Source organism: Fortiea sp. LEGE XX443, from assembly GCF_015206815.1.
Lineage (GTDB): Bacteria > Cyanobacteriota > Cyanobacteriia > Cyanobacteriales > Nostocaceae > Nostoc_B.
On sequence record NZ_JADEXZ010000015.1, the window covers coordinates 19,657 to 43,441 of the forward strand.

General features: G+C 39.5%; 25 protein-coding genes. 8 read left to right on the forward strand and 17 right to left on the reverse strand.

Translation table 11 applies throughout. The features are described 5' to 3' along the window. Positions 1–287 precede the first annotated feature (287 nt). Together IQ259_RS08420 and IQ259_RS08425 are read left to right on the forward strand one after the other, a co-directional pair. Positions 288–1,622 (forward strand): P-loop NTPase fold protein, encoded by a 1,335-nt coding sequence (locus IQ259_RS08420; protein ID WP_193883587.1) that lies wholly within the window; start codon positions 288–290, stop codon positions 1,620–1,622. After that, entirely contained in the window at positions 1,595–6,715 is a 5,121-nt protein-coding gene (locus IQ259_RS08425; RefSeq protein WP_193883589.1) for a PD40 domain-containing protein, read from the forward strand. Before IQ259_RS08420 ends, IQ259_RS08425 begins: the two co-directional genes overlap by 28 nt. A gap of 4 nt (positions 6,716–6,719) precedes the next feature. Here the strand turns inward: IQ259_RS08425 and IQ259_RS08430 are convergent, their stop codons facing one another. The 3 genes from IQ259_RS08430 to menA are packed head-to-tail and all read right to left on the reverse strand — an operon-like array spanning position 6,720 to position 9,972. Further along, the gene (locus tag IQ259_RS08430) at positions 6,720–8,126 is read right to left on the reverse strand and encodes a 2-succinylbenzoate--CoA ligase (protein ID WP_193883591.1); all 1,407 of its coding nucleotides are present in this window, start codon (positions 8,124–8,126) and stop codon (positions 6,720–6,722) included. Beyond that, entirely contained in the window at positions 8,111–9,073 is a 963-nt protein-coding gene (locus IQ259_RS08435; protein WP_193883593.1) for an o-succinylbenzoate synthase, read from the reverse strand. Before IQ259_RS08435 ends, IQ259_RS08430 begins: the two co-directional genes overlap by 16 nt. Continuing rightward, positions 9,073–9,972, reverse strand: coding sequence for a 2-carboxy-1,4-naphthoquinone phytyltransferase (gene menA, locus IQ259_RS08440; protein ID WP_193883595.1), 900 nt, complete (start codon positions 9,970–9,972; stop codon positions 9,073–9,075). The genes IQ259_RS08435 and menA overlap by 1 nt, the downstream gene beginning before the upstream one ends. Positions 9,973–10,332: 360 nt before the next feature. On the opposite strand from menA, the gene IQ259_RS08445 reads away from it, so the two are divergent. Genes IQ259_RS08445 through IQ259_RS08455 form a run of 3 tightly spaced genes read left to right on the forward strand, consistent with a single transcriptional unit; the run spans position 10,333 to position 12,831 of the window. Further along, positions 10,333–11,748, forward strand: a complete 1,416-nt coding sequence (locus tag IQ259_RS08445) for an isochorismate synthase MenF (protein ID WP_193883596.1) — start codon at positions 10,333–10,335, stop codon at positions 11,746–11,748. Between the two features lie 54 nt (positions 11,749–11,802). Beyond that, the gene (locus IQ259_RS08450) at positions 11,803–12,372 is read left to right on the forward strand and encodes a Uma2 family endonuclease (protein ID WP_193883599.1); all 570 of its coding nucleotides are present in this window, start codon (positions 11,803–11,805) and stop codon (positions 12,370–12,372) included. 30 nt (positions 12,373–12,402) lie between these two features. Further along, entirely contained in the window at positions 12,403–12,831 is a 429-nt protein-coding gene (locus IQ259_RS08455; protein ID WP_193883601.1) for a hypothetical protein, read from the forward strand. A gap of 251 nt (positions 12,832–13,082) precedes the next feature. Here IQ259_RS08455 and IQ259_RS08460 read toward each other — a convergent pair whose 3' ends face one another. From IQ259_RS08460 to IQ259_RS08470, 3 genes are read right to left on the reverse strand one after another with little or no spacing between them, the layout of a single operon-like run. Beyond that, complete coding sequence (locus tag IQ259_RS08460) at positions 13,083–14,387, reverse strand: glutamate-5-semialdehyde dehydrogenase (protein ID WP_193883603.1); 1,305 nt, start codon at positions 14,385–14,387, stop codon at positions 13,083–13,085. A 15-nt stretch (positions 14,388–14,402) separates the two neighbouring features. Then, positions 14,403–14,666 (reverse strand): hypothetical protein, encoded by a 264-nt coding sequence (locus IQ259_RS08465; RefSeq protein ID WP_193883605.1) that lies wholly within the window; start codon positions 14,664–14,666, stop codon positions 14,403–14,405. Positions 14,667–14,691: 25 nt separating this feature from the next. Beyond that, on the reverse strand, positions 14,692–15,615 hold the full coding sequence (locus IQ259_RS08470) for a nucleoside hydrolase (protein ID WP_193883606.1): 924 nt from the start codon (positions 15,613–15,615) through the stop codon (positions 14,692–14,694). A 19-nt stretch (positions 15,616–15,634) separates the two neighbouring features. Here IQ259_RS08470 and IQ259_RS08475 point away from each other — a divergent pair, with 19 nt between their 5' ends. Continuing rightward, positions 15,635–16,066, forward strand: coding sequence for a nucleoside deaminase (locus tag IQ259_RS08475; protein ID WP_193883608.1), 432 nt, complete (start codon positions 15,635–15,637; stop codon positions 16,064–16,066). A 208-nt stretch (positions 16,067–16,274) separates the two neighbouring features. Next, positions 16,275–16,745, forward strand: a complete 471-nt coding sequence (locus IQ259_RS08480; RefSeq protein ID WP_193883610.1) for a hydrogenase maturation protease — start codon at positions 16,275–16,277, stop codon at positions 16,743–16,745. 13 nt (positions 16,746–16,758) lie between these two features. Here the strand turns inward: IQ259_RS08480 and IQ259_RS08485 are convergent, their stop codons facing one another. Genes IQ259_RS08485 through IQ259_RS08495 form a run of 3 tightly spaced genes read right to left on the reverse strand, consistent with a single transcriptional unit; the run spans position 16,759 to position 18,889 of the window. Beyond that, positions 16,759–17,133, reverse strand: coding sequence for a hypothetical protein (locus IQ259_RS08485; RefSeq protein WP_193883612.1), 375 nt, complete (start codon positions 17,131–17,133; stop codon positions 16,759–16,761). Between the two features lie 18 nt (positions 17,134–17,151). Continuing rightward, positions 17,152–18,438, reverse strand: a complete 1,287-nt coding sequence (locus IQ259_RS08490) for a SagB family peptide dehydrogenase (protein WP_193883614.1) — start codon at positions 18,436–18,438, stop codon at positions 17,152–17,154. Continuing rightward, a complete protein-coding gene (locus IQ259_RS08495) occupies positions 18,425–18,889 on the reverse strand; it encodes an ankyrin repeat domain-containing protein (protein WP_193883616.1) in 465 nt (154 codons plus the stop codon). The genes IQ259_RS08490 and IQ259_RS08495 overlap by 14 nt, the downstream gene beginning before the upstream one ends. Before the next feature lie 714 nt (positions 18,890–19,603). Between IQ259_RS08495 and IQ259_RS08500 the strand changes: the two genes are divergently transcribed. Then, the gene (locus IQ259_RS08500; RefSeq protein WP_193883618.1) at positions 19,604–19,813 is read left to right on the forward strand and encodes a molybdopterin-binding protein; all 210 of its coding nucleotides are present in this window, start codon (positions 19,604–19,606) and stop codon (positions 19,811–19,813) included. A gap of 104 nt (positions 19,814–19,917) precedes the next feature. Here the strand turns inward: IQ259_RS08500 and IQ259_RS08505 are convergent, their stop codons facing one another. The 8 genes from IQ259_RS08505 to nifX form a co-directional block, all read right to left on the reverse strand. After that, entirely contained in the window at positions 19,918–20,169 is a 252-nt protein-coding gene (locus IQ259_RS08505) for a FeoA family protein (RefSeq protein WP_193883620.1), read from the reverse strand. Between the two features lie 102 nt (positions 20,170–20,271). After that, on the reverse strand, positions 20,272–20,571 hold the full coding sequence (locus tag IQ259_RS08510) for a 2Fe-2S iron-sulfur cluster-binding protein (RefSeq protein ID WP_193883622.1): 300 nt from the start codon (positions 20,569–20,571) through the stop codon (positions 20,272–20,274). Between the two features lie 178 nt (positions 20,572–20,749). Continuing rightward, complete coding sequence (locus tag IQ259_RS08515; RefSeq protein WP_193883623.1) at positions 20,750–21,121, reverse strand: iron-sulfur cluster assembly accessory protein; 372 nt, start codon at positions 21,119–21,121, stop codon at positions 20,750–20,752. A gap of 295 nt (positions 21,122–21,416) precedes the next feature. Further along, positions 21,417–22,217, reverse strand: a complete 801-nt coding sequence (locus IQ259_RS08520; RefSeq protein WP_193883625.1) for a HesA/MoeB/ThiF family protein — start codon at positions 22,215–22,217, stop codon at positions 21,417–21,419. A 10-nt stretch (positions 22,218–22,227) separates the two neighbouring features. Then, the gene (gene nifW, locus IQ259_RS08525; RefSeq protein WP_193883627.1) at positions 22,228–22,545 is read right to left on the reverse strand and encodes a nitrogenase-stabilizing/protective protein NifW; all 318 of its coding nucleotides are present in this window, start codon (positions 22,543–22,545) and stop codon (positions 22,228–22,230) included. Further along, positions 22,542–22,760: a CCE_0567 family metalloprotein gene (locus IQ259_RS08530; RefSeq protein ID WP_193883629.1), complete on the reverse strand. Its 219-nt coding sequence runs from the start codon at positions 22,758–22,760 to the stop codon at positions 22,542–22,544. Before IQ259_RS08530 ends, nifW begins: the two co-directional genes overlap by 4 nt. An 89-nt stretch (positions 22,761–22,849) precedes the next feature. Beyond that, complete coding sequence (locus tag IQ259_RS08535; protein WP_193883631.1) at positions 22,850–23,326, reverse strand: NifX-associated nitrogen fixation protein; 477 nt, start codon at positions 23,324–23,326, stop codon at positions 22,850–22,852. Beyond that, positions 23,323–23,736 carry a nitrogen fixation protein NifX gene (nifX, locus tag IQ259_RS08540; protein ID WP_193883633.1) on the reverse strand — a complete coding sequence of 138 codons (414 nt, stop codon included), beginning with the start codon at positions 23,734–23,736 and terminating at the stop codon, positions 23,323–23,325. Before nifX ends, IQ259_RS08535 begins: the two co-directional genes overlap by 4 nt. Between the last annotated feature and the right edge of the window lie 49 nt (positions 23,737–23,785).

The following is a 23,785-nucleotide window of genomic DNA, read 5'->3' on the forward strand; positions in this document are numbered from 1 at the left end:
GTGAAGTAGTGTTGAGTCTCCAAAATTCAGAGTTACTGAGTAATTTAGTTGGGACTCTGTTCGCGGAACTCAACACTTTTTAGATTAGGTATTTTTGACATTTTTCTTGAATATAAAAAATAAATCTTGTTCAAACTTAATTAACTTATTTAATATGCGGAATGCTGCTAATTTAGCTAGTATTTTAAGTGAAAGATATTAAATTAAGGCATAAATTAATCAAAAGAAATATATTTATTTAACAGGTTGCACCATCCAGATTGTTTACCGAGTAAATTCGATTAATTATGCACCTAGATTTAGAAAGATTTTATCAGGCTTGCAATCCCAGCAGACCTCTAATGATGGGAGATGCGAACGATCGCCGCTACTATATCGATTTTGCTGCGGTGCGGGGTGGCAAAATCATTGAAGCTTTACAGCGTACGATTACGCGAATTTCGCCAGATATACCAACTTGTCAATTGTTTACTGGACATCTGGGTTGTGGCAAATCCACAGAATTGCTGCGACTGAAAGCCGAGTTAGAAGAGCAGAAATTTCATGTAGTTTATTTTGAGTCTACCCATGTCTTAGAAATGGCAGATGTGGATGTGACGGATATTTTGTTGGCGATCGCAGGTCAAGTGAGTGAAAGCCTAGAAGCAATGAAAATCCGCATCAAGCCTAACTACTTCGCAAAATTGTTTACAGAAGTTGTCGATTTTTTACAAACCCCTATCGACCTGGGCGTAGAAGCAGAATTATCTGTGGGGATTGCCAAAATCACCGCCAAAACTAAAGAAAGTCCCCAACTGCGGCGACGCTTAAGAGACTACCTCGAACCGCGCACCCAAAATATTTTGCAGTCAATTAATAAAGAACTTCTAGAACGTGCGACCACAGAACTAAGAGCTTTAGGTAAAAAAGGTCTAGTAGTGATTGTTGATAACTTGGATCGGGTAGCAATTCGTCCTTTACCATCGGGGCGATCGCTGCCAGAATACTTATTTATTGAACGGGGTGAACAGTTACGCAAACTAGAATGTCACTTAGTTTACACTATACCTTTAGCTTTAATTTTCTCCAACGACAGCGCCGAACTTCAGCATCGCTTGGGTGGTGGTGTTGCGCCAAAAGTTTTACCAATGATACCTGTGCGTTTGCGTTCAGGGGAAATATTTAACCAAGGGTTAGCAATGATGCGCCAAATGGTCTTAGCTAGAGCTTTCCCTGACATTGAAACCAGCGATCGGTTAGGCTTAATTACAGAGATATTTGATCACTTAGACACCTTAGATCGATTGTGCCTAATTAGTGGTGGTCATGTCCGCGATTTACTGGGGCTGCTGTTCGACTGTCTGAGAGAACAAGATCCACCTTTTGAGCGCGACTGCGTAGAACTAGTGATTCAACGCCAAAGAGACTACCGTGCTAACGCCATTGACCCCCATGAATGGGAACTTATTTTTCAGGTGGTACAACAGCAAAGAGTCGGCGGTGATATTGCCTATCACACCCTCTTACGCAGCTTGTTTGTCTTTGAATACCGAGATCATCGCGGAGCTTGGTTTGCTGTCAACCCAGTATTAGCAGAAGCGCAAAAATTTAAATTATGGTTGAACACACACAAGCCAACATAAAAGCTGCAAATGAGCGGGCGTTGCGAAGTTTAGGAAGAGCAATTTCCCTCTCACGGGGTCAATTCTCCGTAGTTTTGGTGTGTTGCAACTATCGCGTTTTGCAAGAGCAAATACTACAACAACTACAAACTCTTTTACCAGGCTCAATACCAAAACTAGTTCTACCCCGCAATGCTAGAAGTCTTTACAGCGCTATTCACATTCAACTGCGTACCAATGAGCAGCAACCAGTAGCATTGAATATTTTGGGTTTAGACTCAGTAGAGCGCATTGATGACTTACTCAGTTCCATCAATCAAATCCGCGATGAATTCCCGAAAAGCCACTCATTCCCGATGATTTTTTGGGTAAATGATGAGGTGCTGCAAAAGGTGGTGCGATTAGCTCCAGATTTTGCCAGTTGGGCGGCGACACCAATTCGGTTTGAAATGACTATTTCCCAATTGCAAGAATTTTTACGCCAGGAAACAGATGCGCTATTCGCCACAGTTTTACCACAGCATCAAGATACTCAAGTTGCAGAGCATTATTCTACCTTAGAGCAGGTCTGGGAGCATAATGATGAACTCCACTTTGCAATTAAAGAGTTGCGGCATCGTGGGATTACCTTAGAACCAGAACTATACGCTAGTTTAGAATTTGTTTTTGGTTTAGATGATTATGTGAGCGATCGCATTAATATCGCCTTAACTCATTTTCAACAAAGCTTGCTGGTTTGGCAACAGTTAGCCCTAGAAAATACCTCAGAAAATTATAACCAGACAATTCCCAATTCCTGGAATACAGAATTAGATATCCTCAGCAACCACACTTCACCTTTAGTTCGCCAGGGAGTATTGCTATATTATTTGGGGTTATGTTATTCTCGCCTCGCCGAACAGAATCAAATCGAAAACCGCCGCTATTGGTACGAATCTAAATCTTATTTACAGCAATCGTGTAATGTTTTGCAGTTGGCGCAACGAGCAGATATAGTTGCAGAATTTATTAGTCAACTCGCTGAAGTTTTGCAACATCTACAAGAATGGTCAGAATTGCAGACTGTAGCGCAAAAGTCTTTGGAGTTGCATCAAATTTATGGTAGTCAAATTCAACTAGCTTGTGATTACGGTTTTTTGGCTCAAGTGGCTTTGCAGCAGTCTCGATGGATGCAGGCGAGTATTTTAGCTCATGTATCTTTGCTGAAGTTGGGAGAAGCTCAAAAATATGGCGCTCCCCATCAATATTTATTTCCTTTACTGCTGGCGCAAATTTATTATTTGGTATTGGCGGAAGCACAGCAAAGTTTAGGTGAACATCAAGTCGCCAATGAATATTTAGATAAAGCGGCGAAAGAACTGCCGAATGCTTTAGAAAACAGCGCCCATCAGTATAATGCCCATCGTTATATTCGCATGTTGCGGACATTGCGATCGCTCTACTTTGCTGCCGGTCGCTATCTTGAAGCCTACACAATTCGCCAAAAACGGCGTTCTGTCGAGCAGCAGTACGGCTTTCGGGCTTTTATTGGTGCAGGACGCTTGCAACCCCAAAGACAAGCCACAAACCCAGCCTTGATGTCACCCTCTGGTACTAGCAGCGTCGCTTTAGAAATTGCGGCTTCCGGTCGAGAGGGAGATATTAATAATTTAATTGGTAAAATTAGCCGCGCCGACCAAAAACTGATTGTCATTCACGGTCAATCAGGCGTGGGTAAAAGTTCCACTGTCAGGGCTGGCTTAGTCCCAGCATTACAAAATCGCACAGTTGGTGACCAAATTGCTTTGCCTGTAGTTGTAGGCGTTTATACAGATTGGGTGCGGAAACTTGGTAAAGCTTTAACTGAAGCAATGTCTCAAATTACAGGAGAAGAAGCGATAGAAGTTGTCGCATCTGACCTCAACGCACCTATCAGCGTCGCTGATATTTTAGCACAACTAACTGAAAATGCTAACAACCATCTGATTACAGTGTTAATTTTTGACCAATTTGAGGAATTTTTCATTACTTGTACTAAACAATCTGAAAAACAAAACTTTGATCAATTTTTGCGAGATTGCTTAAATATTTCCTTTGTGAAAATTGTCTTTTCCCTGCGAGAAGATTATTTACATCGAATATTAGAGTTTAAAAATCTGTCGGCATTAGAAGCAATTGACCATAACATTCTGAATAAAAATATTCGTTATCAATTAAATAATTTTTCACCTGAATATGCCAAAGTCATCATTCAAAAATTAACAGAACGTTCTCAACTGCACTTAGAACCAGCATTAATTGATGCTTTAGTAGAAGATTTATCAGCAGACCTCGGAGAAGTCCGCCCGATTGAATTGCAAGTTGTTGGCGCACAACTACAAGATGAACGGATTAATACTCTAGAGCAATATCAGCCATATCGACCTAATAAACTTATAGAACGTTATATCAAAGAACTCATTAAAGACTGCGGCCCAGAAAATGAACGAGCAGCTTTACTCGTGTTATATTTACTCACAGATGAAACTAATCAAAGACCTTTTAAAACTCGTGCAGAATTAGCTACAGAAATTGCCGAATTAGAAGATGCTGGCAAATTAGAATTAGTTTTAGACATTTTAGTAAGCTCTGGGTTAGTAGTGTTGTTTCCTGATGTACCAGAGCGCTATCAACTAATTCATGATTATTTAGTAGACTTGATTCGCTACTTGCAAGAACAAGAATCTAGTTTACAAGCGCAACTAGATCAGTTACGTTGGAAAGTTGATCAAAGTAAATTTGAAATTGAACGACTCAAGAACGAACTGCGACAAAAAAAGCAACAAGCCAGACTGATAGAAACTCAACCCCAGCAGGGATTGGATTTAGTCACAGAATTGCGGGAGTTACGCAAGCGTGAAGAAATAAGTCAGTTGGAAATTGAACAATTACGCTCTGTTTTAAAAGAAAAAGAATTGACAGCACGACTGGTAGAAAGTCAAGAAAAACAACGACTGAGTGAAGCGAGATTAAATCGTTCCTTGAAAGTAGCTTTGTCAGTTGCATTTCTAGCCATATTAGGCTTATCTGTTTCTATTATCACCGCAGTAGATAGCGAAATTAAAACTCTGAGTGTTTCCAGTGAAGCTTTATTTGCTTCGCAAAAAGGTATCGATGCTTTAAAAGAAGGGATAAAAGCCGGAAGAAAATTACAACAAGCTATTTGGGTAGATGCTTATACTAAACAGCAAGTGCAGACGGCTTTGTATCAAGCAGTTTCGGGAGTTAGGGAGTTTAACCGCCTAGAGGGACATATGGGCAGTGTGAATAGTGTAACATTTAGCCGCGATCGCCCTGGGCGTGGGCAAAGAAGCGATCGCTCTTTGATTGTTTCAGCCAGCGCTGATAATACAATTAAACTCTGGCGGGCTGATGGTACTTTCCTCAAAAACCTCTGGGGACACGAAGATATCGTCAACAGCGTCAGTGTGAGCTATGACGGTCAAATAATTGCTTCTGGCAGTCAAGATAAAACAGTAAAATTGTGGAGTCGGGAGGGTAAACCACTCAACACCCTCAAAGGTCATAGGGCTGTAGTTAATAGTGTCAGTTTCAGTCCAGATGGACAAATTATTGCCTCTGGGAGTACCGATAAGACCGTAAAATTGTGGAGCCATGACGGAAAATTGCTCCACACCTTAACCGGGCATAAAAGTACTGTCTTGAGTGTAGCTTGGTCTGCTGACAGTCAAACTCTTGCCTCTGCTGGTGCTGATGACAGCATCAAATTGTGGAACCGAGGAAGTAAATTACTGAAAACTTGGCGAGGACATGATGATGCTGTCAAAAGTATAGCTTGGTCGCCCGATGGTCAAACAATTATCTCTGGAAGCTTAGACCAGACAATCAAACTGTGGACTCCAGAAGGTAAGCTAATAAAAACTTTATCGGGACATACGGCAGGAATTACCAGCGTTAGCTTCAGCCCCGATGGTCATACAATTGCCTCAGCCAGTCTCGACGAAACCGTGAAATTGTGGAGTCCTCAAGGTTTACTGTTGGGAACTCTCAGGGGACATAACAATTGGGTCAATAGTATCAGTTTTAGTTCCGACGGTCGGACTCTGGTTTCGGCTGGACGTGATAAAACTGTGAAACTTTGGCACTGGGATAACGTGCTGCTGCGTAACCCCAAAAGTGACCAAGAAGACTGGATTACCAGTATTAGTTTTAGTCCTGACGGTCGCACCATTGCAGCCGCAAGTCGTGATCAAACTGTTAAACTCTTAAGTAGCAAAGGTCAACTGTTACGCACATTGCAAGGTCATAAGGGTCAGGTTTGGGGTGTGGCTTGGTCAAGGGATGGTCAAAACATCGCTTCAGCTAGTAAGGATACGACAGTCAAACTTTGGAATCGTAGCGGAAAAGTACTGCATACTTTAACAGGGCATCAAGATGTAGTTTTGGGTGTAGCTTGGTCATCGGATGGACAAATCATCGCTTCAGCTAGTAAGGATGGGACAGTCAAGCTTTGGAGTCGTGACGGAAAACTACTCAACACTTTAAAAGGCCATCAAGATGCTGTAAATTGGGTAGATTTTAGCCCTGACGGTCAATTACTCACCTCCGCCAGCGATGACAGAACAGTAATTATTTGGAGTCGGGATGGAAAACTACAAAAAACCTTAAATGGTCACAGTCGTCGGGTGAATGGTGTAGTTTGGTCAAGCGATGGTAAAACTTTAGCCTCAGCTAGTATTGATAGCACAGTCAAAATTTGGAGTCGAGACGGTCAATTACTCAATGATATTCCAGGGGATGGCGACAGTTTTATTAGTGTGAATTTGAGCCAGGATGGCAAAATGATAGTAGCTGCCAGCGATGATAAACTAAAACTTTGGAACCGCGATGGCACACTACTGATTGCGCTTAAAGGCGATAAAGACGAATTAACCAGTATTGCGTTTAGTCCAGATGGTAAGACTTTGGCAGCTGGCAGTGGTAAGGGAATGGTAATTTTTCGGACTTTGGCAGATATTAAACTAGATAATTTACTGTCACAGGGTTGCGACTTGCTACAAGATTATTTAAAGACTAACCCCAAAGTGAGTAAGAGCGATCGCGATTTGTGCTTTAGGCAGTATAACAAAATCTAAAATTTTACTGTAAAAGAAATTCTGCTGCTATTTGTTGTAGTGCTTGACGATTGATTTTGCCTTGAGAATTGCGAGGTAAATTTGATAGACAAATCCAATGTTTAGGAACTTTGAATTTACTTAATTTCTGTTTGAGTAAAGTTTGAATTTCTAAATTAGAAGTATTACCATCTTGAGGAATATATATAGCTGTTAATACTTGTCCCCAGTGTTTATCTGGTACACCAATTACACAAACATCGGCAACCATTTGAGTTTCATGGATGGCTGATTCTATTTCTGCGGGGTAAATGTTTTCTCCTCCTGTAATAATTTTGTCGCTGCTGCGTCCGATAATGTGTAGATAACCTTGGCTATCTAAAAACCCTAAATCATCTACTTGTAAATAATCCTGACATTCCCAAGTATTAGAATAGTAGCCAAGGGTTAAGGATTTAGCTTGAATAGTGATATTGCCGATTTGATTAACATTTAAAATTTCGCCTTGTTGATTGCGAATTGTTACCTGGGCATGAGGTAAAATTCGACCACTGTTAGTTTTACCTTTGAGAAAATCATCGGGTTTGAGGGTGGTAATTTGCGAGGCTGTTTCTGTCATGCCATAGGTTGGTGCTAACCTAATGCTATGAAATCTCGCTTTTGCTAACAATTCATTCCAAGCTGGTGCGCCTCCCAAAAGCACCGTTTGAAATTGGGCTAACCATTCAGTTAATTCTGAACTTTTCAGGAGGCGTTGTAGTTGAGTTGGAACGAGAGAAATAAAAAAATCCGAGGGATTAATAGTAGGTATTTGACTATATTCTACAGATTTAAATGGCAGAATCGCTAGTTTACCGCCAGTCGTGAAAGAACGCATAAATTGCATTAACCCACTGACATGATATAGCGGCAACACACAAAAAGAATTAACTTTTTTGAGTTGAAAATATTCTCTAAATCCTTGCACAGATGCCATGAGAGTTTCCCAAGTGTGGATGGCGAACTTGATTTTACCTGATGAACCACCTGTGGGAATCATGATTTGAGGGGAGTGGGGAGTGAGAAGAGGAAAAGGGGCAGGGAGCAGAGGGCAGGGGGAAAATATTTGATATTCTATTTGTTGGCTGAGTTTTACTCCCAAGACTATATCTGGTTGGACTAATTCAAATACTTGTTGCCATTCTTGTGTTCCCCAGTCGGGGTTACAGAGGAAGACTGGACAATTGGCTGCACAAGCGGCAATAAAACTGGCTAAAAATTTTACTGGTTCGCGTTCAGCTAAGATAATTTTTGGTGGTGTATCGCACTTTTTTAATATTTCTGTTAGTTCTAAATATAATTCTTCAGCTATTGCTGGAAATTGATGGCTGTTGTTACCAATTAGCCAATCATGTTGAGACAAATTTTGCAGATAAGCTAAAGGTTGTTCCATAAACTTTGGGGATTGGTTGCATCTGCTTGAGCAAAAAAATGATCAACACCAAAACCAACTGCTCTGTTTTTGCGAGATAATTCTGCTGTTAGGTTAAGTGCAGCTTGTCTACCAATAAAAGTTTCAAATACAGATGAAAATACAGCATCAATTTCATGCTGTTGGCAAAACTGACGCAGCTGCAATGGTGAACCGACAATTCCCGGTTTGATGACAAAAATTTTTCGCCAGCCTTGTTGATAACAAGTGATGAGTTGGTGGAGTGTGGCGACAGATTCATCTAAAGCGATCGCAGTGCTGTAACATCTACTTAATTCCAACATTCCCGATAATTCCGCAACAGGTAGGGGTTGTTCCATAAATTCAATGTCTACAGGCACTTCTCCCTGGATGTTGTCGCAAGTCCACAGCCATAATTTCGCTTCTTCATAACTGAGTCCGCCGTTGGCATCTAGTCGGAGTTTCCCTGAGGCTGGTAAGCTATAACTTAGGGTATCAAAGATTGCTAATTCTTTAGCGATCGCATCAACACCAATTTTCCACTTAAATGTGCGATATCCTTCTTCCCACAGCGTTGGCCATTGTTGTAAAGCAGCTTCCCCTGCTGAAAGTAAGCCAGAGATAGAAGATGTGGAGATATCTCCCCAACTCCCCACTCCTACCAACGCTGATTCAAAACCAAATTGACAAGCGGGTAAACAATCAGGAATTGAGAAAATTATTTCTTTGGTGATTTCTGTTGGGAGTTGACGACAAAAATCTAAGGCTTGTTCTAAAGTTTCCGAACCAAACCAACTTATGGGTGCAATTTCTCCCCAGCCGACTTTTCCTGCTTCATCAACAAGACGCAGGATAATTCCTTTACGGATATCCCAAACACCGTGATGGGTGGTGAGTGGTTGCACAAATCTACGTTGATAAGGACGAAATTCAAACTGATAAACCATCAGCTGATAAAAAATCCCACACCCAATAACAAGCAACTCCAGAAATGCACAGCTACAGCGATGAATTTACAGTTGCTAACTTTTTCTGGCTGGTTGTGATTTTGTTGGACATGGCGACATAATTTGACGGCGTAGGGTAAACTTAGCCAACTCAACAATGTCCAAACTGGGAAAATTCCCAAAAGAACAAACAACAAGGACAGAGGATAGATACTGGCGGTAAACCAAACCAAGACTTTCGCACCTTTAGCTGTACCCAAACGAACAATCGGCGATCGCTTACCCGCAGCTATGTCATCCTTAACTTGGTGAAAGTGTGAACAAAACAAAATTAAGCTGGTGACAATACCGACAATTACTGAAGTTGCTAAACTCGCCAGCGACCAAGTTTGAGTTTGGCTGTAATATACCGTTGGTACTAACAAAGGGCCAAAGGCAAAAAAGCACAGAATCTCGCCTAAACCTTGATATCCTAATCGGAAGGGCGGAGCCTGGTACATATAGCCTAAAGCACAAGCTACCAGAACCATTATGATGACAGTTGGGTCTTGTTGCCAAATGGCGATCGCTACCACTCCTAATAAACCAATCACCAAACACAGATTTCCCAACCAAAATATTAGCGACTTTTTACCTGTCAAATTCACCAGTGAATGATGTTTATTTTTATCGATTCCTGTCTCAGAATCAAAGACATCATTACTCAAATTTTCCCATGCCAAAATTAAGATTGCCGCTAATAAAAAAATCAAAAATACTGCCGGATTAAAAATTTTGGTTTCTGCAAAAGCGATCGCTGTTCCTATCCATATTGGCATAATAGCGACACTGTACATGGGCGGTTTAATTGCCGCCAGCCACAGCTTACTTTTGGAACGTGAAATTTGCTCGGTAGTCATTAGTTAATATTCATTAAATTACCCAAAGTTTCTGCATGATTTCAGTTTTGATGATTGTTCTCACCCAAATTTAATCATCCTGCTTTTATTTATTTTACTCAGCACTCAGCACACTGCTCAACTCCCGCTTCCGCTAACAGCACTCAGCACTTTTTTGGACTGGTTAACTCTCCCTTAGTAAAACTTATTCTTTGGTTGTAGGTTGAAACTGAGCATAGCTTGTCAGCATTTGGTAATACTCTAAATAAAGCAAACTATACTCTGGTGAAATGTCTACTGAATATGTTACCTGTAGAAATAGACCATGATTAATTACACTTTAGGAAGATAACTTAAAAAAAGTTTACTATTCTTAGATCCATGACAGTTTCACCATGTCGCAGCAACTTCTTTGTAAAGCACAAAGACATATACCAATTTCTGTTAGCGGTTCAAGAAAATTGCCTCAACAATAATTGTCGGCAAATTGTGAGCATTTCCCTAGATATTGACTGGGTTGATCCTTTAGTTGCATTGGATAAACTAGCGCAAGCAAATGAAATAAATTTTTACTTTGAGAATAGAGGTAAAAAAGAAGCGATCGCGGCGATTGATGCTGTGGCAAAATTACAAATTGATGGGCAAGACCGTTTTAATCAAGCAGAACATTTTATCAAAAATTGTCTGAAAAATATAATTAATTTTGGAGGCACTAATCAACCTTTTGCTAGTCCACACTTTTTTTGTTACTTTAGTTTTTTTAACCAAAACATTCAAGCCGACTATCCCTTTCCCTCCGCTACGATTTTTCTGCCGCGTTGGCAAATAGCTGTCAAAAATCAGCGCTGCATATTAGTTGCAAATATACTCATCACTGCTAACGCAAATTTACAAAAAATCTGGCATAATTTGTGGGATAAAATCGAACTGATTAATTCTTTAGAATACTTTTCGCCCAAACTGGATATTTTATCAACAAACTTTAGTAAGCAATCTGTAACCAAGGCTACAGAATTTAAGCGTTCTGTTGTCTCTGCATTAGAAAAAATTCAAGCTAATCATTTAAGTAAAATTGTTTTAGCAGATGCTTTAGATGTCAGATCAAATCATCAATTTAATTTATATAAATCATTAGATAATCTTAGACAAATACATCCTAATTGCTATATTTTCTCTACAAGTAATGGTAAAGGACAAAACTTTATTGGGGCAAGCCCAGAAAGATTAATTTGTATTCAGAATCAACAGTTAATCACGGATGCTTTAGCCGGTTCTGCACCACGCGGTAAAACACCAACAGAAGATGCTGCTAATGCTAATTGTTTACTAAACAGTGAAAAAGAAAGACACGAACACGCATTGGTGATTGACTTCATTACTCAACGCCTATCACAACTAGGATTATCACCCCAAATATTACCACCACGCTTGCGACAGCTATCTAACATCCAACATTTATGGACACCCATTAGCGCCATAGTTCCAGCTAACGTTCACCCATTAAAAATTGTTGCTCAATTGCATCCTACACCAGCCGTTGCAGGTGCGGCTAGAGATGTGGCATGTGCAGAGATACGCCGTTACGAAAGCTTTGAGAGGGGATTGTATGCTGCACCCCTAGGCTGGATAGACTCTCAAGGTAACTGTGAGTTCATTGTTGGGATTCGTTCAGCATTAATTGATGGCGATCGCGCTAGACTTTATGCAGGTGCTGGTATCGTCGCCGGTTCTGATCCTGAAAAAGAATTTGCTGAGGTGCAATTGAAATTGCAAGCTTTACTCAAAGCATTGGTTTAATCTGCTATTTATTCTCTCCTCCTCATCTCCCCATCGATAAAGAAGCTGATACGCATGTTACAAGTACCAAATGAAATATTGACTTTAGAAGAATTTCTTGTACTACCAGAAACTCAGCCAAGCTTAGAGTATATCGACGGTCAAATCATTCAAAAACCGATGCCTCAAGGAAAACATAGCACTATTCAAGGAGAACTCTGTCCTACAATCAATTCTGTTGTAAAAGTACAAAAAATGGGTTGGGCTTTTCCAGAATTACGTTGCACTTTTGGAGGAGGTTCTATAGTTCCCGATGTTGCTGTATTCTCTTGGGCAAGGCTTCCTGTAGATGAAAACGGTGATATTGCTAATACATTTGCCATAGCACCCGACTGGATAATAGAAATTCTTTCCCCAGAACAAAGCCATACAAAAGTTACAAAAAAAATCTTACACGCTCTCAACCACGGCACTCAAATGGGTTGGTTAATTGACCCTGACGAGCGATTTATTGCTGCTTATCCTGCGGGAAGACAACCTTTACCTTTTGAAGAAATTGAGGCTATTTTACCAGTGCCAGAATTCTGTCAGGGATTACAGTTGAGCGTAGGTAATATTTTTGGCTGGTTAAAGGTGTTAAATTGATTTGATAAGAAAAATAATTTTGTTCAATATATGACTAACAAAGAGGAACTATCACAAAAAGATTTCTACGAGTACACAGTACGGCAAATAGAAAGGGAGCAAAATTTAGTCAACAATCGACTCTCCTGGATGCTTACATTTCAAGGATTTCTCTTCGCCTCGATTGCATTAGTTGCTAACAAAGATACAGAGCCGTCAATACGTCTAGTTTTTAGAAATGTTATACCAGCCATTGGAATTGCCGTTGCACTATTAGCTTTTATTGGGATTCATGCTGCTGCTCTTTCAAGTAATGAAATTAAGGCAAAATGGAAACAGAGGGCTGGATTCCAGGATTACCCACCAACGTTTGGGACTAGTAAAATAAGCTTATTAGGAAGAATTACAAGCTACGGTATACCTACCTCTGTAGTTTTGGCTTGGCTACTGCTGTTGTTTGGTTTAATTACAGTCACCTAACAAGCTTGGTGCATAGTAATATCTCAAACTGCTATTTATGTCAAAAAACAGAGAAGAAAAGTTTTAACTCTCGATAATTAAGTTTTTTTGAAAAATCTCAAGTCCGTCATCTATTATGCTTAATACTAATTCTCAGTATTGCTAACGAACTTGTGATGGCCTTCCAAGCAGTAGAAAGAAGTAAAAAAGTATACTGAATTTGCAGTTACATAAATCTGTAGAGACGTTGCATTACAACATCTCTACAAACTTTATAAATCACGATGGATAAATGCCTTAGCATTTGCGCCAGTGTAACTAGCTACAATGTGACCATCACCAGTCATTTGATATTTATAAGTTACCAATCCTTCTAAACCGACAGGGCCGCGGGGAGGCATTTGTTGGGTACTAATGCCGACTTCTGCGCCAAAACCGTAGCGAAAACCATCAGCAAAACGTGTAGAACAATTGTGAAATACTCCGGCGGAATTTACCAAGCCGAAGAAAGTTTCAGCGGTGGCGATATCTTCAGTAATAATTACATCGGTGTGGCGAGAACCGTATTGGTTAATATGAGCGATCGCATCTTCTAAAGAGTCTACAATTTTAATCGATAAAATTAAATCGCTGTATTCCGTTTCCCAATCTGTTTCGGTTGCGGCTACGATGTCAGGTAATATTTTCAAAGTGCGTTCATCACCTTTTAATTCTACATTGGTTGCTTGTAAAGCGGCTGCCACCTTAGGTAAAAACTCCCCAGCAATTGATTGATGCACTAATAAAGTTTCAATGGCATTACAAGCAGCAGCATACTGTATTTTGGCATCAACAGTAATCTCCACTGCTTTGGTAATATCAGCCGCTTTATCTATATAAGCATGACAAATACCGTCGGCATGACCGAGTACAGGAATGCGGGTATTTTCTTGGACAAACCGGACAAAAGAGTTAGAACCTCTCGGAATAATTAAATCCACATATTTATCTAATTTTAAAAGTTCTAAGGTTTCTTCTCTCGTTGTTAGCAACTGTACTGCATCAGGACTAACAGCAGTTTGAGATAATCCTTGTTTAATGGCTTTAACTATCGCTTCACAAGAACGCACAGCTTCTTTGCCACATTTGAGAATTACGCCATTACCCGACTTAATCGCCAAAGAAACAATTTGAATTGCTGCTTCTGGACGTGCTTCAAAAATAATTCCCAACACACCCAAAGGACAAGTGATGCGTTTGAGGACTAAACCTTTATCAAGTTCGCGGTGAATCTGCACTTTACCTATAGGATCGTCCAGTTTACCAACATCTCGCACACCAGCGATCGCATCTCTTAATTTATGTTCATCTAACTGCAAGCGTTTATATAGAGGTTTGGCAATTCCTTCCGCCGCCGCAGCTTGACAATCAGCCACATTCGCTTGCAATATTTCTTCTCTTGCCAATTCTAAAGCTTGAGCGATCGCTGCGATCGCTTGATTTTTTCCATCTGTCGCCAGAATTGCCAACTTACTTGCAGCAACGCGAGTTTTTCCAGCGATTTCAACTAGAGATGACTCAACTTGAAAAATAGTCATGTCAAAAAATAACTCTTAATTATGGCACAAACATTTATTTTCCATCCTATAGCAATCTGATTTGATTCCTGAATCATTCCTAAAGGGAGGTAACAGAAAATAACCTTCTCCAAATCTTTCACGCCAGTAAGGTGAGTTATTTTTACCAGTCGTCGCATCAACAATGTCAGTCGTTGCATTCACAATGTCAGCCGTCACATTTATAATGCGAATTATCACATCAACAATGTCAGCCGTCGCATTCACAATGCGAATTATCACATCAACAGTGTGAGTCATCACATTCACAATTGACTAAATTTATTTACCTTGCCCATTGTTGCAAGATATAAGCATAAAAAGCATCTTTATCAACTTGATCCATTGCATAAATTTTACGACCGCCAGGGACAACTTTAGTCCGCCCTTGACTTAGGCCAGTGGTAATAATTTCCGTTTCCCACTCCCGCAGTTGATAAAATTCTGGGTGTCCTAAATAAGCCGTCGCCAGCACATCCCAAAAATAATAATCTTGAGGAATCACCAGTGCGTAACATTGCCCTGCTAAATCAGAGATAGGATAGTGGCGTTGTTTTCCCATTTTGTACACAATATCTGATGTCACTGGTACATTGTTAGTTAAATCTAAAGGACACATGATAATTTCAATCTGGCTTTGCCAAACTCGCGCCGCTGAAACTGCATCCCAGTAGACATTCCATTCCGCCGAACCATCTTGTCCGGCTTCTAAACTTTTTTCGACGTTACCACCAACATTCAACGCGCCTCCCATCCAAACAATTCTTTGTATCTTGGCTTCTATCTCTGGTGCTTTATCTAACGCCACTGCAACTGTCGTTAATGGCCCTGTCACCATCAGCGTGACTGGTTCTGGTGCTTCACGCAATACCCGCACCATAAAATCTTGCCCAGGTTCTGCAACTAGAGGTGTGTTAATAGTATCCTGCTGGTTGAGAATGGGAAGATGGTCAACAATAAACGAATCACGCCGATAGAGACGGGGAAAAGGATTTATCCCACGTACTGTGCTTTCGGCAACTGGGATATGAGAAAATCCCATCAAATCGATAATTTTGCGTGTAGCGCTAACTGCTGGTTCGATATAACAATCAGCTGGGGTGACGACAACACCAAGAAGTTCTACATGATCCATCGTCAACAACAGCATAGTAGCGAGATAATCATCTACACCACCATCGTGATCCATCAATACAAGTTGTTTTGACATATATAAGGAGAATAAAGAAATGGATGAATTTATGCAAGCTGCGATCGCCCAAGCCAAACAAGGTAGACAAGAAGGTGGAATTCCTATCGGTTCTGTTCTCATCAAGGATGGCAAAATTGTCGGTAGAGGACACAACAAACGCGTCCAAGATGACGATCCTGTTACCCATGCTGAAATCGATTGTCTCCGTAATGCTGGCAGAATTGGCAGTTACAGAGGTACAACACTCTATTCAACCTTAATGCCGTGTTATTTGTGCGCTGGGGCAGTGGTACAATTTGGCATTAAAAAAGTCATCGCTGGAGAATCTCGCACATTTCCTGGTGCTAAAGAATTTATGGTATCTCACGGCGTAGAAGTTGTTGATTTAAATTTAGATGAATGTGAACAAATGATGAGTGAATTTATTCAAACTAATCCTGAATTATGGAATGAAGATATAGGAAAGTAGTCAATAGCTATCAAATCTTTTTTAGTAAGCAACAATTGCTAACTCTATCTTGTCAAAGTTTGTTATTATTACCAACTCAAGCAGATAGATAATAAAATAGATACATCGAACATCAATCCGTCAGCAATATTCATCAACTCTAAACACTATATAAAGACTTGAAAAGCAGTATTTTTACATACAAGTTAAGGCCTATAAACACTATTCCATGCTAACTATTATTGGTTGCGGAAATTTCAATCGCTGCGACGACGCTGTAGGTGTAATTATCGCCCAACGCTTACAACAATATCTAGCCGAAAATCCTCACCCTAATGTGCGCGTGTATGACTGTGGAACCGCAGGAATGGAGGTAATGTTTCAAGCTAGAGGCAGCAAACAATTAGTGATTATTGATGCCAGTTCAACTAATTCCGAAGCAGGTGCAATATTTAAGGTTCCGGGTAAAGAATTGGAAGCTTTACCGGAACCTAGTTATAACTTGCATGATTTTCGTTGGGATAATGCTTTAGCCGCCGGCAGGAAAATATTTCAGGATGACTTTCCTGAAGATGTGACAGTTTATTTAATTGAGGCGGCAAGTCTTGGTTTTGGACTGGAGTTAAGTCCTGTTGTGAAACATTCTGCTGACCTGGTTTTTGAAGCGGTAGTTGCAATTATCAGACAGAATAATTCGTAATTGCAGAATCTCCCTATCCAGCCATATCACGATAAACAGCAAGTTCATCTACCCTCATTTCAAAAGGCACACCTTGACTTTCTGGAGGACAGACGCGGATTTTAGCACTGCTAACAATTGTTTGGAGTAATGTTCCCATTGGTACGATTTGTTGTAGTACTCGCCAGTTAGTAACTTGGTCGGGACATTCAATTACTAATGTCATTGCACTTGCATCAGTTGTGACATACCATCGACAACTAGAGAGAAGATTTTGAATTGTGCGATCGCACCCTTCGTAAAAGTATCTACTAATAGAATGCTCTAATTGTTGCCGTAAGATAATATCTGCCGATGTTGGCTGCATTGGACGGTAATCATCATTGAAATAATACATACGCCTAGCCATTTGTGCTTTCAAAACTACTTAGATGCCAATAGCCATTGCGTAGAGAATATCTTTAGTTGTTTCTAAGAAAATCTGGGTCTCATCATCATAAAAAGCGCCGATTCCGCTACATTGAATCCCCAAATAATTGCTACTCAGGTAAACTTTGTGTCCTAGAAAACCTGCTAGTTGCATAGCAGTTTGATAATTTGTATATCCGGACACAATAAATAAAGTTACTGCACAATCTCTGGCGATTGCTTGATTAATGCACAAGTAACCTGTTTGTTCACTAAAATCACCACTTTTAATCAGATGATTGCCTTTGTATAACCCAGGTAAAATACCCTCTACTCGATGCACGACTGAATAAATATCTAATGCCTCACAACTTCCTGTTGGGATGGCTTGCTTCAGTTGTTGTAATATCCTGAAGTAATATTCTTGAGAAATCAACTGTTTCCGGAAACGTCTATTTGAACGTCTATTCCAAACAGTTTGGTAGAATTTATCCTTGTCAAATTCAAACTTGGGATGCTCTAGTTTTTGCTGTGAACTCTTTTGTAAAGCTGTTACTTGATAGCCATCTTCAATAAATTCATTAGCTTCAAAATAATCTGTGCCACAAACAAAAGGAACCTTCAGCCTTAACCGTCTTACCTTCTTGTCTTCTACTTCCCCACATACAACACAAGCAGTCACGAACTCTTTATTCTCAAAACCTAAGTCTGTATTGAGAGCTAACTTATCAAAGTCGAAAATTAGCTGGATGTCTTTGTCATAAAGATAAGCTGATGCGGCAATTGTACCTAAATGGTGTCCGCTATCTAAAAAGCAATATCTCAGACTTCTATTTTTATATTTCCAACTAGACCTATAATAAACGCAACTAATTAAAAAAATGATTCCCTTGATACATTTGGTCGGTATAATATAACTTTCTAAGCCATCATCAATTAATTCATAGATGAGTGTTAGACAATTATTCTCAACTTCGAGATGGTAGATACCATCAACTATTCCCGCTATTCCACGGATTTGTATATAAATCTCAGTGGGATAAAGCCCACCTGCTGAAGGATTTACACGTAGTTTGTAGGCTACATCTTTATAAGTTTGCTCCAATGTAACCGCACTAGTTAAATAAATAAACAAATGTGTCGGGTCGTTGAGATTTAATTGCAACCTTCGATAGAATTTTGGGTACTGCTTAAAAGCAGATGGTTGAGTTGAAGAGTCTACATAATTGGGATCAAGTTGTACTGATAGGTAAGAATGTTTAGTAGCTTGATGATAGCTTTTCTTGGAAAGATTACTTCGTAGCATTTTTGAGAATTCCTAGAATTTCTACAGTACTGGCAAAATCTATAGCTTTATAATCGTCTAAATTTTTTAAATCCAAATTAGGACGATGTTCTAAAAGCAACTTGACGACTTCTACCTTACCTGCTGATGCTGCATACATCAAAGCTGTAGCACCATTATCATTTTGGTTATCAATATTAATTTTGGCCGCCAGCAGCAAATCAATTAATTCATAATGATTGCCAAAACAAGCAAACCATAAAGCATTATTACCATCATTATTTCTGGTATTAATATCCGCACCTACATCAATAAGTTCTCGAACAACTGAGTTATTATCTTCCCTGGTTGCTTTCATTAAAGCTGTATCTCCATTCTCACCAGGTTGATTTAATTCTTCAGAATTGTAGCTTCTTGCTATCATCCATTCATAAGTTGTTTTACTCAAATTTTGCTTGCTGTGCTGCTGCATAAATCTTCCTCAAATTACAAACTAAAGGGAATGGTGGACAATGCCCACCATTCTGAAAAATTCTATAGAAATCCTGTACGTAGAGTTGTAAAAACTCCTCACCAATTCATACTCTAGACAGCATTAATTATCTGCTTAGACTGTTCACCAATTGCCACTAAACTTTTGAAATAAGGTTTACACATTTCACCTAATTTTTACGGTGAAGCTATCGTATTATCTGCTCAACTATTATTTGTATTGGGGTTTAGGTAGAAATGTCTTTGATAACCTTGTCATCGCTTTTCGCTGAAGTTTAGGTTCACTAGCAACAATTTAGCTTACCCATATATTATCACCTTCATAAGTTTATTTTATGAATAACTGTGAATCATATTATAGATATTAGTTAAATTTCTCAAAATAAGATAAAACAGCATACCCAAATACAGTTATATTTTAAAGTTTATGTTTTTTCGAGAGGCTTAGATACCCGAATTCTCAAATAAGTTAGGTATCTTTTTATTCAAGATAAAATTTAATTAGTTAAATTATTACTCTACTCAGAAACTAACTTATAGACTTTATCTTACTAATGGGATATTTTTAGCTAAAAATATCTAGTTTTGTATAATAAATGTTACTTAGTTTATAAAAAAAATATAAAAAAGATTATTGTTAACCTAAAAAGTTGGTATTGTATGCAACATGTATCTTTAACCAGGAAATTAAAACATGGAAATTAGCGCTCGTAATACCTTAAAAACTACTGTAAAAAAGGTTGTAGCTGGTTCGGTTAATACAGAAATAACTTTAGAATTAGCACCTGGTGTTGAATTGGTCTCAATTATTACGAAATCATCAGCAGATAGGCTTGGTTTAACAGAAGGGAAACAAGCTTATGCTGTTATCAAAGCATCGGATGTTATTGTTGCTGTTGATTAACTAATAACTCAAGTTATTATTTATTGATTCAGGCGATCGCCTGAATCAAAATCTGCAAAGCAAATGTCGTATTTTAATTAACATAAATTTAAAAATATATTTTTTTAATTCTTAAGTAAACGCACATAAATTATACAAGCTACTTCCCGGTTTATTAATACATATTTATTATCAATTTGGATAAGAAAATCAGTAAAATCATTTTCGACTGTGAGTTTAGTTCCGATTATTATACCTTGTGATATTAGTTCTTTGAGAATTTCTTCATCCTGAGTTCTATAAAATGTGACGATACCTTGCTCTCCGATTTTGAGCAATTCTAATGAACAGCCACTGACGGTAAAAGGGGTAAACATTAGTAAGGTGAGTTTTGAATAATTAAGGATGAAAAATAAAGATAATTATCTTCACTTTTCATCCTTTTATTAGTTGCTAAAGATAATAACTAAAGCACTAATCTAAACGAGGTAAGGTTCTTGGTGTGTCTTGATTGTGCAGTTAGAGCGAGGATAGGTAACGCACAATAAAGCAAATCCTTTTGATACTTGCTCGTCATCTAAGAAGATTTGATCAGATTGATCAATTTCACCTTCAGTAACTTTGCCTACACAGCTAGAGCAAGAACCTGAATGACAAGAGAAAGGTAGCTCAATACCATTTTCTTCTGCTGCGTCCAATATAGTGGTTTCTTCATCCACTTCAATTGTGGTATCGAGGTCTTCTTTTTTGTTGATTAATCTTACTTGATAGGTAGCCATTTTCCGATTCTCCTCAAATATATAATTCGCCTAATTTCTCGAAGTTTGTCAGTATCCTTTTCGAGAAGCTGTTGATAGGATGACACTGCATTTGATGAGTTGAGCGAGTGTCTCTGACATTTCGTAGTGCGTTTCCGGGAAGCCTTTATAGTTCGACTTCAAGCTAGAAGAAAGTCTTTTAGCTACAAGGGACACTATTCGGCGTACAGTCACCAGCTTGGAAAGATTTGCCACAACCACAAGTACTAGTTGCATTCGGGTTAGTAAATTTGAAACCGCTTTCTACCATCCCTTCGACAAAATCGATCACGATTCCTTCCAATAAAGGTGCACTTTTAGGATCGACGTAAACCAACACACTACCTTGCTGGATTACTAAATCATCTGATTGGGGCTTGCTAGTGACATCCATGCCATATTCGTAGCCATTGCAACCACCATCTTTGACAGATATCCGAATGCCTTTAGTTGCACCATTTTCATCGGAACCGGAACCTCGCAGGAATGCCCGCAAACGAAATTCTGCTTTTTCTGTTAAAGTAACAGTCATCCAATCTCCTAGTCTGTAGCGATTGATTGTTCTAATTTCAAATGTCAGTTTTTTGTGATGTTTGTCCTTTGCATTTACAAATGATCAATGACAAAGGACAAAATGCTTATTAAGTTACGTGGTGTGCAACTTTCTTTCAAACCTAACCCCCAACCCCTTCCCTATCAGGGAAGGGGAGTAATATTCAAAGCCTCTCTCCCGGCAGGGGAGCCAGTGCGTTGCGGGGGTTCCCCCCGTTGTAGCAACTGGCGTGAGAGGTTTGGAGAGGGGTTTTAAGAATAAGTCGCACATCCCGTTAAGTTGTAAGATTACTCGTGATTTCCATCGATGGAGATTGTGAGTATCTCCAAGGCGCACTATTGCCGCATACTGGACAAGAGCGATCGCGGTGTGAACGACGCTTGGCAAATTCCATCCGATTTAAATCTATTGTCAGCAGTTGTGACAATAAAGGTTGACTAAACCCAGTAATCAGCTTGACTGCTTCCAACGCCGTCAAACAAGCCAAGGTTCCAGAAACTGCGCCCAGAACTGAGAAGCCACGCCGATCCCAATCTGGTTTTTCGGGAAACAGACAAGATAAACAAGGAGTCACACCCGGAATAATCGTTGTCAGGTAAGCTTCCATCCCATCCATTGCAGCTTCTACCATTGGTTTGCGCCAGCGCACACAAGCTGCGTTCAACAAATCGCGTTCCGTAAAATTGTGGGCGCAATCTAACGCCATATCTGCGGATTGCACCAAAGAATCTACATTCTCTGGGGTAACGTAGTCATGAACAGTTTCGATTTCGATATCAGGATTGATGGCTTGCAAAGTTTCTTTTGCTTTCAATACCCTGGGCTTACCTACCCAATCATCCGTCATCAAAATCTGACGATTCATATCATCTAGCCGTAAGTCACCACCCCGGACTAGAATCAGCCGCCCCACACCTGCTACTGCTAAGTAAAGTGCCGCCGTACCACCTAATCCCCCCACACCTGTAACCAAAACCGTTGCTGACTTCAGGCGTTTCTGAGCCGCTTCGCCAAAATTAGGAAGCATCATTTGGCGACTATAACGTTCTAACTCGGTAGGAGTTAGGTTAATCACTATTTACCTCCTAATCAGAAGTGATTTCTGTCAGCGTAATTACATTTTTTGGCTTATCTTTAAACACTTTGAACAGCTTTTGTTCTTGGGCTGTTGAGTCAATAAATACCTGATAAGCTGTTTGCAAAGCTAAAGAATATTGATGTAGTTTTTCTTCTGAACTTAAATCAGTAGAATTCTCATCAATTTCTTGAACATATTGCGAAAATTTTTTCAAAATATGTAGACGATTAACGTTGACAATTTTTGAATCGTAAGGCAATTCAAAGAATTGAAAAAATTCTTCAGCATCACTTAATTTTTTGAATTCATCAATACTTTTACTCATTTAGCGTTCTCCAGTTCTGTTAGCTGCTGCTTCAAATCATCAAGTTGACGATAGATGTCGTAAGTTGCCGCCGCAACATCCATAAGTGTTTTGTAATCTGTTGGCAACCCTTCTGCTAAATCGTGCAGATCCATTTTCATTTGACCTGCTTTGCTGTTAAGGCGCTTAATTTGAGTTTTCAATTCTTCGATACTTATTCCTTTTGCCTGCGTCATCACTCAACCTTATTTATCAAACTTAGGAGTTCTGAGTGATGACGTATGAGTTATTCAATAACTAACTCAGCACTCAGCACTCAGCACTTTTAAAGCTTGCCTACTTCTGGGAAGCGGTTAACTAAATCAATTCCTTTTTGGACAAGAGTTTCGCCTTCTTCTGCTAACTTTTCTAGAGATTCTAAACCGAAGCGATGAGCATCTCTTAGAGTTTTAACAGTCAGCAAAAGTCGCCCAGAGAAAACTAGCGCCCAACCAAATCCCTCATGATTTATATCAACTATAACCTGAGAAATTAAGCCTGTTTCCTGTTCAATTCGAGCAGCTACAGCCCTGTAAAATACTAATATTCGCGCTTGTGTTGCTGCATCAACTTCACCTTCAATAGGAATTTCACGTTTCTTTTTTTTGGGAACGATGAAGGCTTTGAGGATTAATTCATCAGACCAACTACGGTAAAATCCGTAACTATCTTGTCCACGAATTTGTAAGATTAATGCCTTAATGAATGGAGAGCTTAAGGCTGCAATAGATGTGCTTCCGTTAACAGTATTATCTGCGCTCATACAGTTGCTTCGTTCTCAATATCATCTGTAAAGGTTTTGGTTTTTGGCTGGAGAGCTTTCCGTAACCAAGGTGGAGGATTGCCTTTAAGAGTTTGGACTAATTTAGTGAGCAATTCTTCAATTTTTTCTTCCTCAGTGCGGGCTTTAACTGGAGTAACACCTTTCTTGATTAATTTAGCGGCAGCAGTACCACCAATTGCTGTTACGTAAACAATTGCACAGTCAACCAGTGCATCAAGTTTGGGTGTAATTTTATCTTCGTTACCATCTTCTTTTAACTCACCCTCAAAGTTGAGTGTTTCTAAAAATTGATATCCTTCGGCGTTGATTTCGTAGACATCAATTTCTCTCGCCCATCCAAAGTGAGCATTGACATGAATATGGTCACTGGTTGTAAAGGCAATTTTCATTATGTTCTCCTAATTTAACGAACCACAGAGACGCAGAGAGAAGTTGCGT

What these genes read in the sequence shown, in the direction of transcription:
- IQ259_RS08485 (WP_193883612.1), bottom strand. Translation starts at nt 17,133, where the DNA reads ATGGCTAGGCGTATGTATTATTTCAATGATGATTACCGTCCAATGCAG.
- IQ259_RS08430 (WP_193883591.1), bottom strand. Translation starts at nt 8,126, where the DNA reads ATGGAACAACCTTTAGCTTATCTGCAAAATTTGTCTCAACATGATTGG.
- IQ259_RS08470 (WP_193883606.1), bottom strand. Translation starts at nt 15,615, where the DNA reads ATGTCAAAACAACTTGTATTGATGGATCACGATGGTGGTGTAGATGAT.
- IQ259_RS08450 (WP_193883599.1), top strand. Translation starts at nt 11,803, where the DNA reads ATGTTACAAGTACCAAATGAAATATTGACTTTAGAAGAATTTCTTGTA.
- IQ259_RS08460 (WP_193883603.1), bottom strand. Translation starts at nt 14,387, where the DNA reads ATGACTATTTTTCAAGTTGAGTCATCTCTAGTTGAAATCGCTGGAAAA.
- IQ259_RS08490 (WP_193883614.1), bottom strand. Translation starts at nt 18,438, where the DNA reads ATGCTACGAAGTAATCTTTCCAAGAAAAGCTATCATCAAGCTACTAAA.
- IQ259_RS08420 (WP_193883587.1), top strand. Translation starts at nt 288, where the DNA reads ATGCACCTAGATTTAGAAAGATTTTATCAGGCTTGCAATCCCAGCAGA.
- nifX (WP_193883633.1), bottom strand. Translation starts at nt 23,736, where the DNA reads ATGAAAATTGCCTTTACAACCAGTGACCATATTCATGTCAATGCTCAC.
- IQ259_RS08505 (WP_193883620.1), bottom strand. Translation starts at nt 20,169, where the DNA reads ATGTTTACCCCTTTTACCGTCAGTGGCTGTTCATTAGAATTGCTCAAA.
- IQ259_RS08455 (WP_193883601.1), top strand. Translation starts at nt 12,403, where the DNA reads ATGACTAACAAAGAGGAACTATCACAAAAAGATTTCTACGAGTACACA.
- IQ259_RS08480 (WP_193883610.1), top strand. Translation starts at nt 16,275, where the DNA reads ATGCTAACTATTATTGGTTGCGGAAATTTCAATCGCTGCGACGACGCT.
- IQ259_RS08510 (WP_193883622.1), bottom strand. Translation starts at nt 20,571, where the DNA reads ATGGCTACCTATCAAGTAAGATTAATCAACAAAAAAGAAGACCTCGAT.
- IQ259_RS08530 (WP_193883629.1), bottom strand. Translation starts at nt 22,760, where the DNA reads ATGACGCAGGCAAAAGGAATAAGTATCGAAGAATTGAAAACTCAAATT.
- IQ259_RS08445 (WP_193883596.1), top strand. Translation starts at nt 10,333, where the DNA reads ATGACAGTTTCACCATGTCGCAGCAACTTCTTTGTAAAGCACAAAGAC.
- IQ259_RS08465 (WP_193883605.1), bottom strand. Translation starts at nt 14,666, where the DNA reads ATGACTCACACTGTTGATGTGATAATTCGCATTGTGAATGCGACGGCT.
- IQ259_RS08500 (WP_193883618.1), top strand. Translation starts at nt 19,604, where the DNA reads ATGGAAATTAGCGCTCGTAATACCTTAAAAACTACTGTAAAAAAGGTT.
- IQ259_RS08535 (WP_193883631.1), bottom strand. Translation starts at nt 23,326, where the DNA reads ATGAGCGCAGATAATACTGTTAACGGAAGCACATCTATTGCAGCCTTA.
- IQ259_RS08495 (WP_193883616.1), bottom strand. Translation starts at nt 18,889, where the DNA reads ATGCAGCAGCACAGCAAGCAAAATTTGAGTAAAACAACTTATGAATGG.
- nifW (WP_193883627.1), bottom strand. Translation starts at nt 22,545, where the DNA reads ATGAGTAAAAGTATTGATGAATTCAAAAAATTAAGTGATGCTGAAGAA.
- IQ259_RS08515 (WP_193883623.1), bottom strand. Translation starts at nt 21,121, where the DNA reads ATGACTGTTACTTTAACAGAAAAAGCAGAATTTCGTTTGCGGGCATTC.
- IQ259_RS08475 (WP_193883608.1), top strand. Translation starts at nt 15,635, where the DNA reads ATGGATGAATTTATGCAAGCTGCGATCGCCCAAGCCAAACAAGGTAGA.
- IQ259_RS08435 (WP_193883593.1), bottom strand. Translation starts at nt 9,073, where the DNA reads ATGGTTTATCAGTTTGAATTTCGTCCTTATCAACGTAGATTTGTGCAA.
- IQ259_RS08425 (WP_193883589.1), top strand. Translation starts at nt 1,595, where the DNA reads ATGGTTGAACACACACAAGCCAACATAAAAGCTGCAAATGAGCGGGCG.
- menA (WP_193883595.1), bottom strand. Translation starts at nt 9,972, where the DNA reads ATGACTACCGAGCAAATTTCACGTTCCAAAAGTAAGCTGTGGCTGGCG.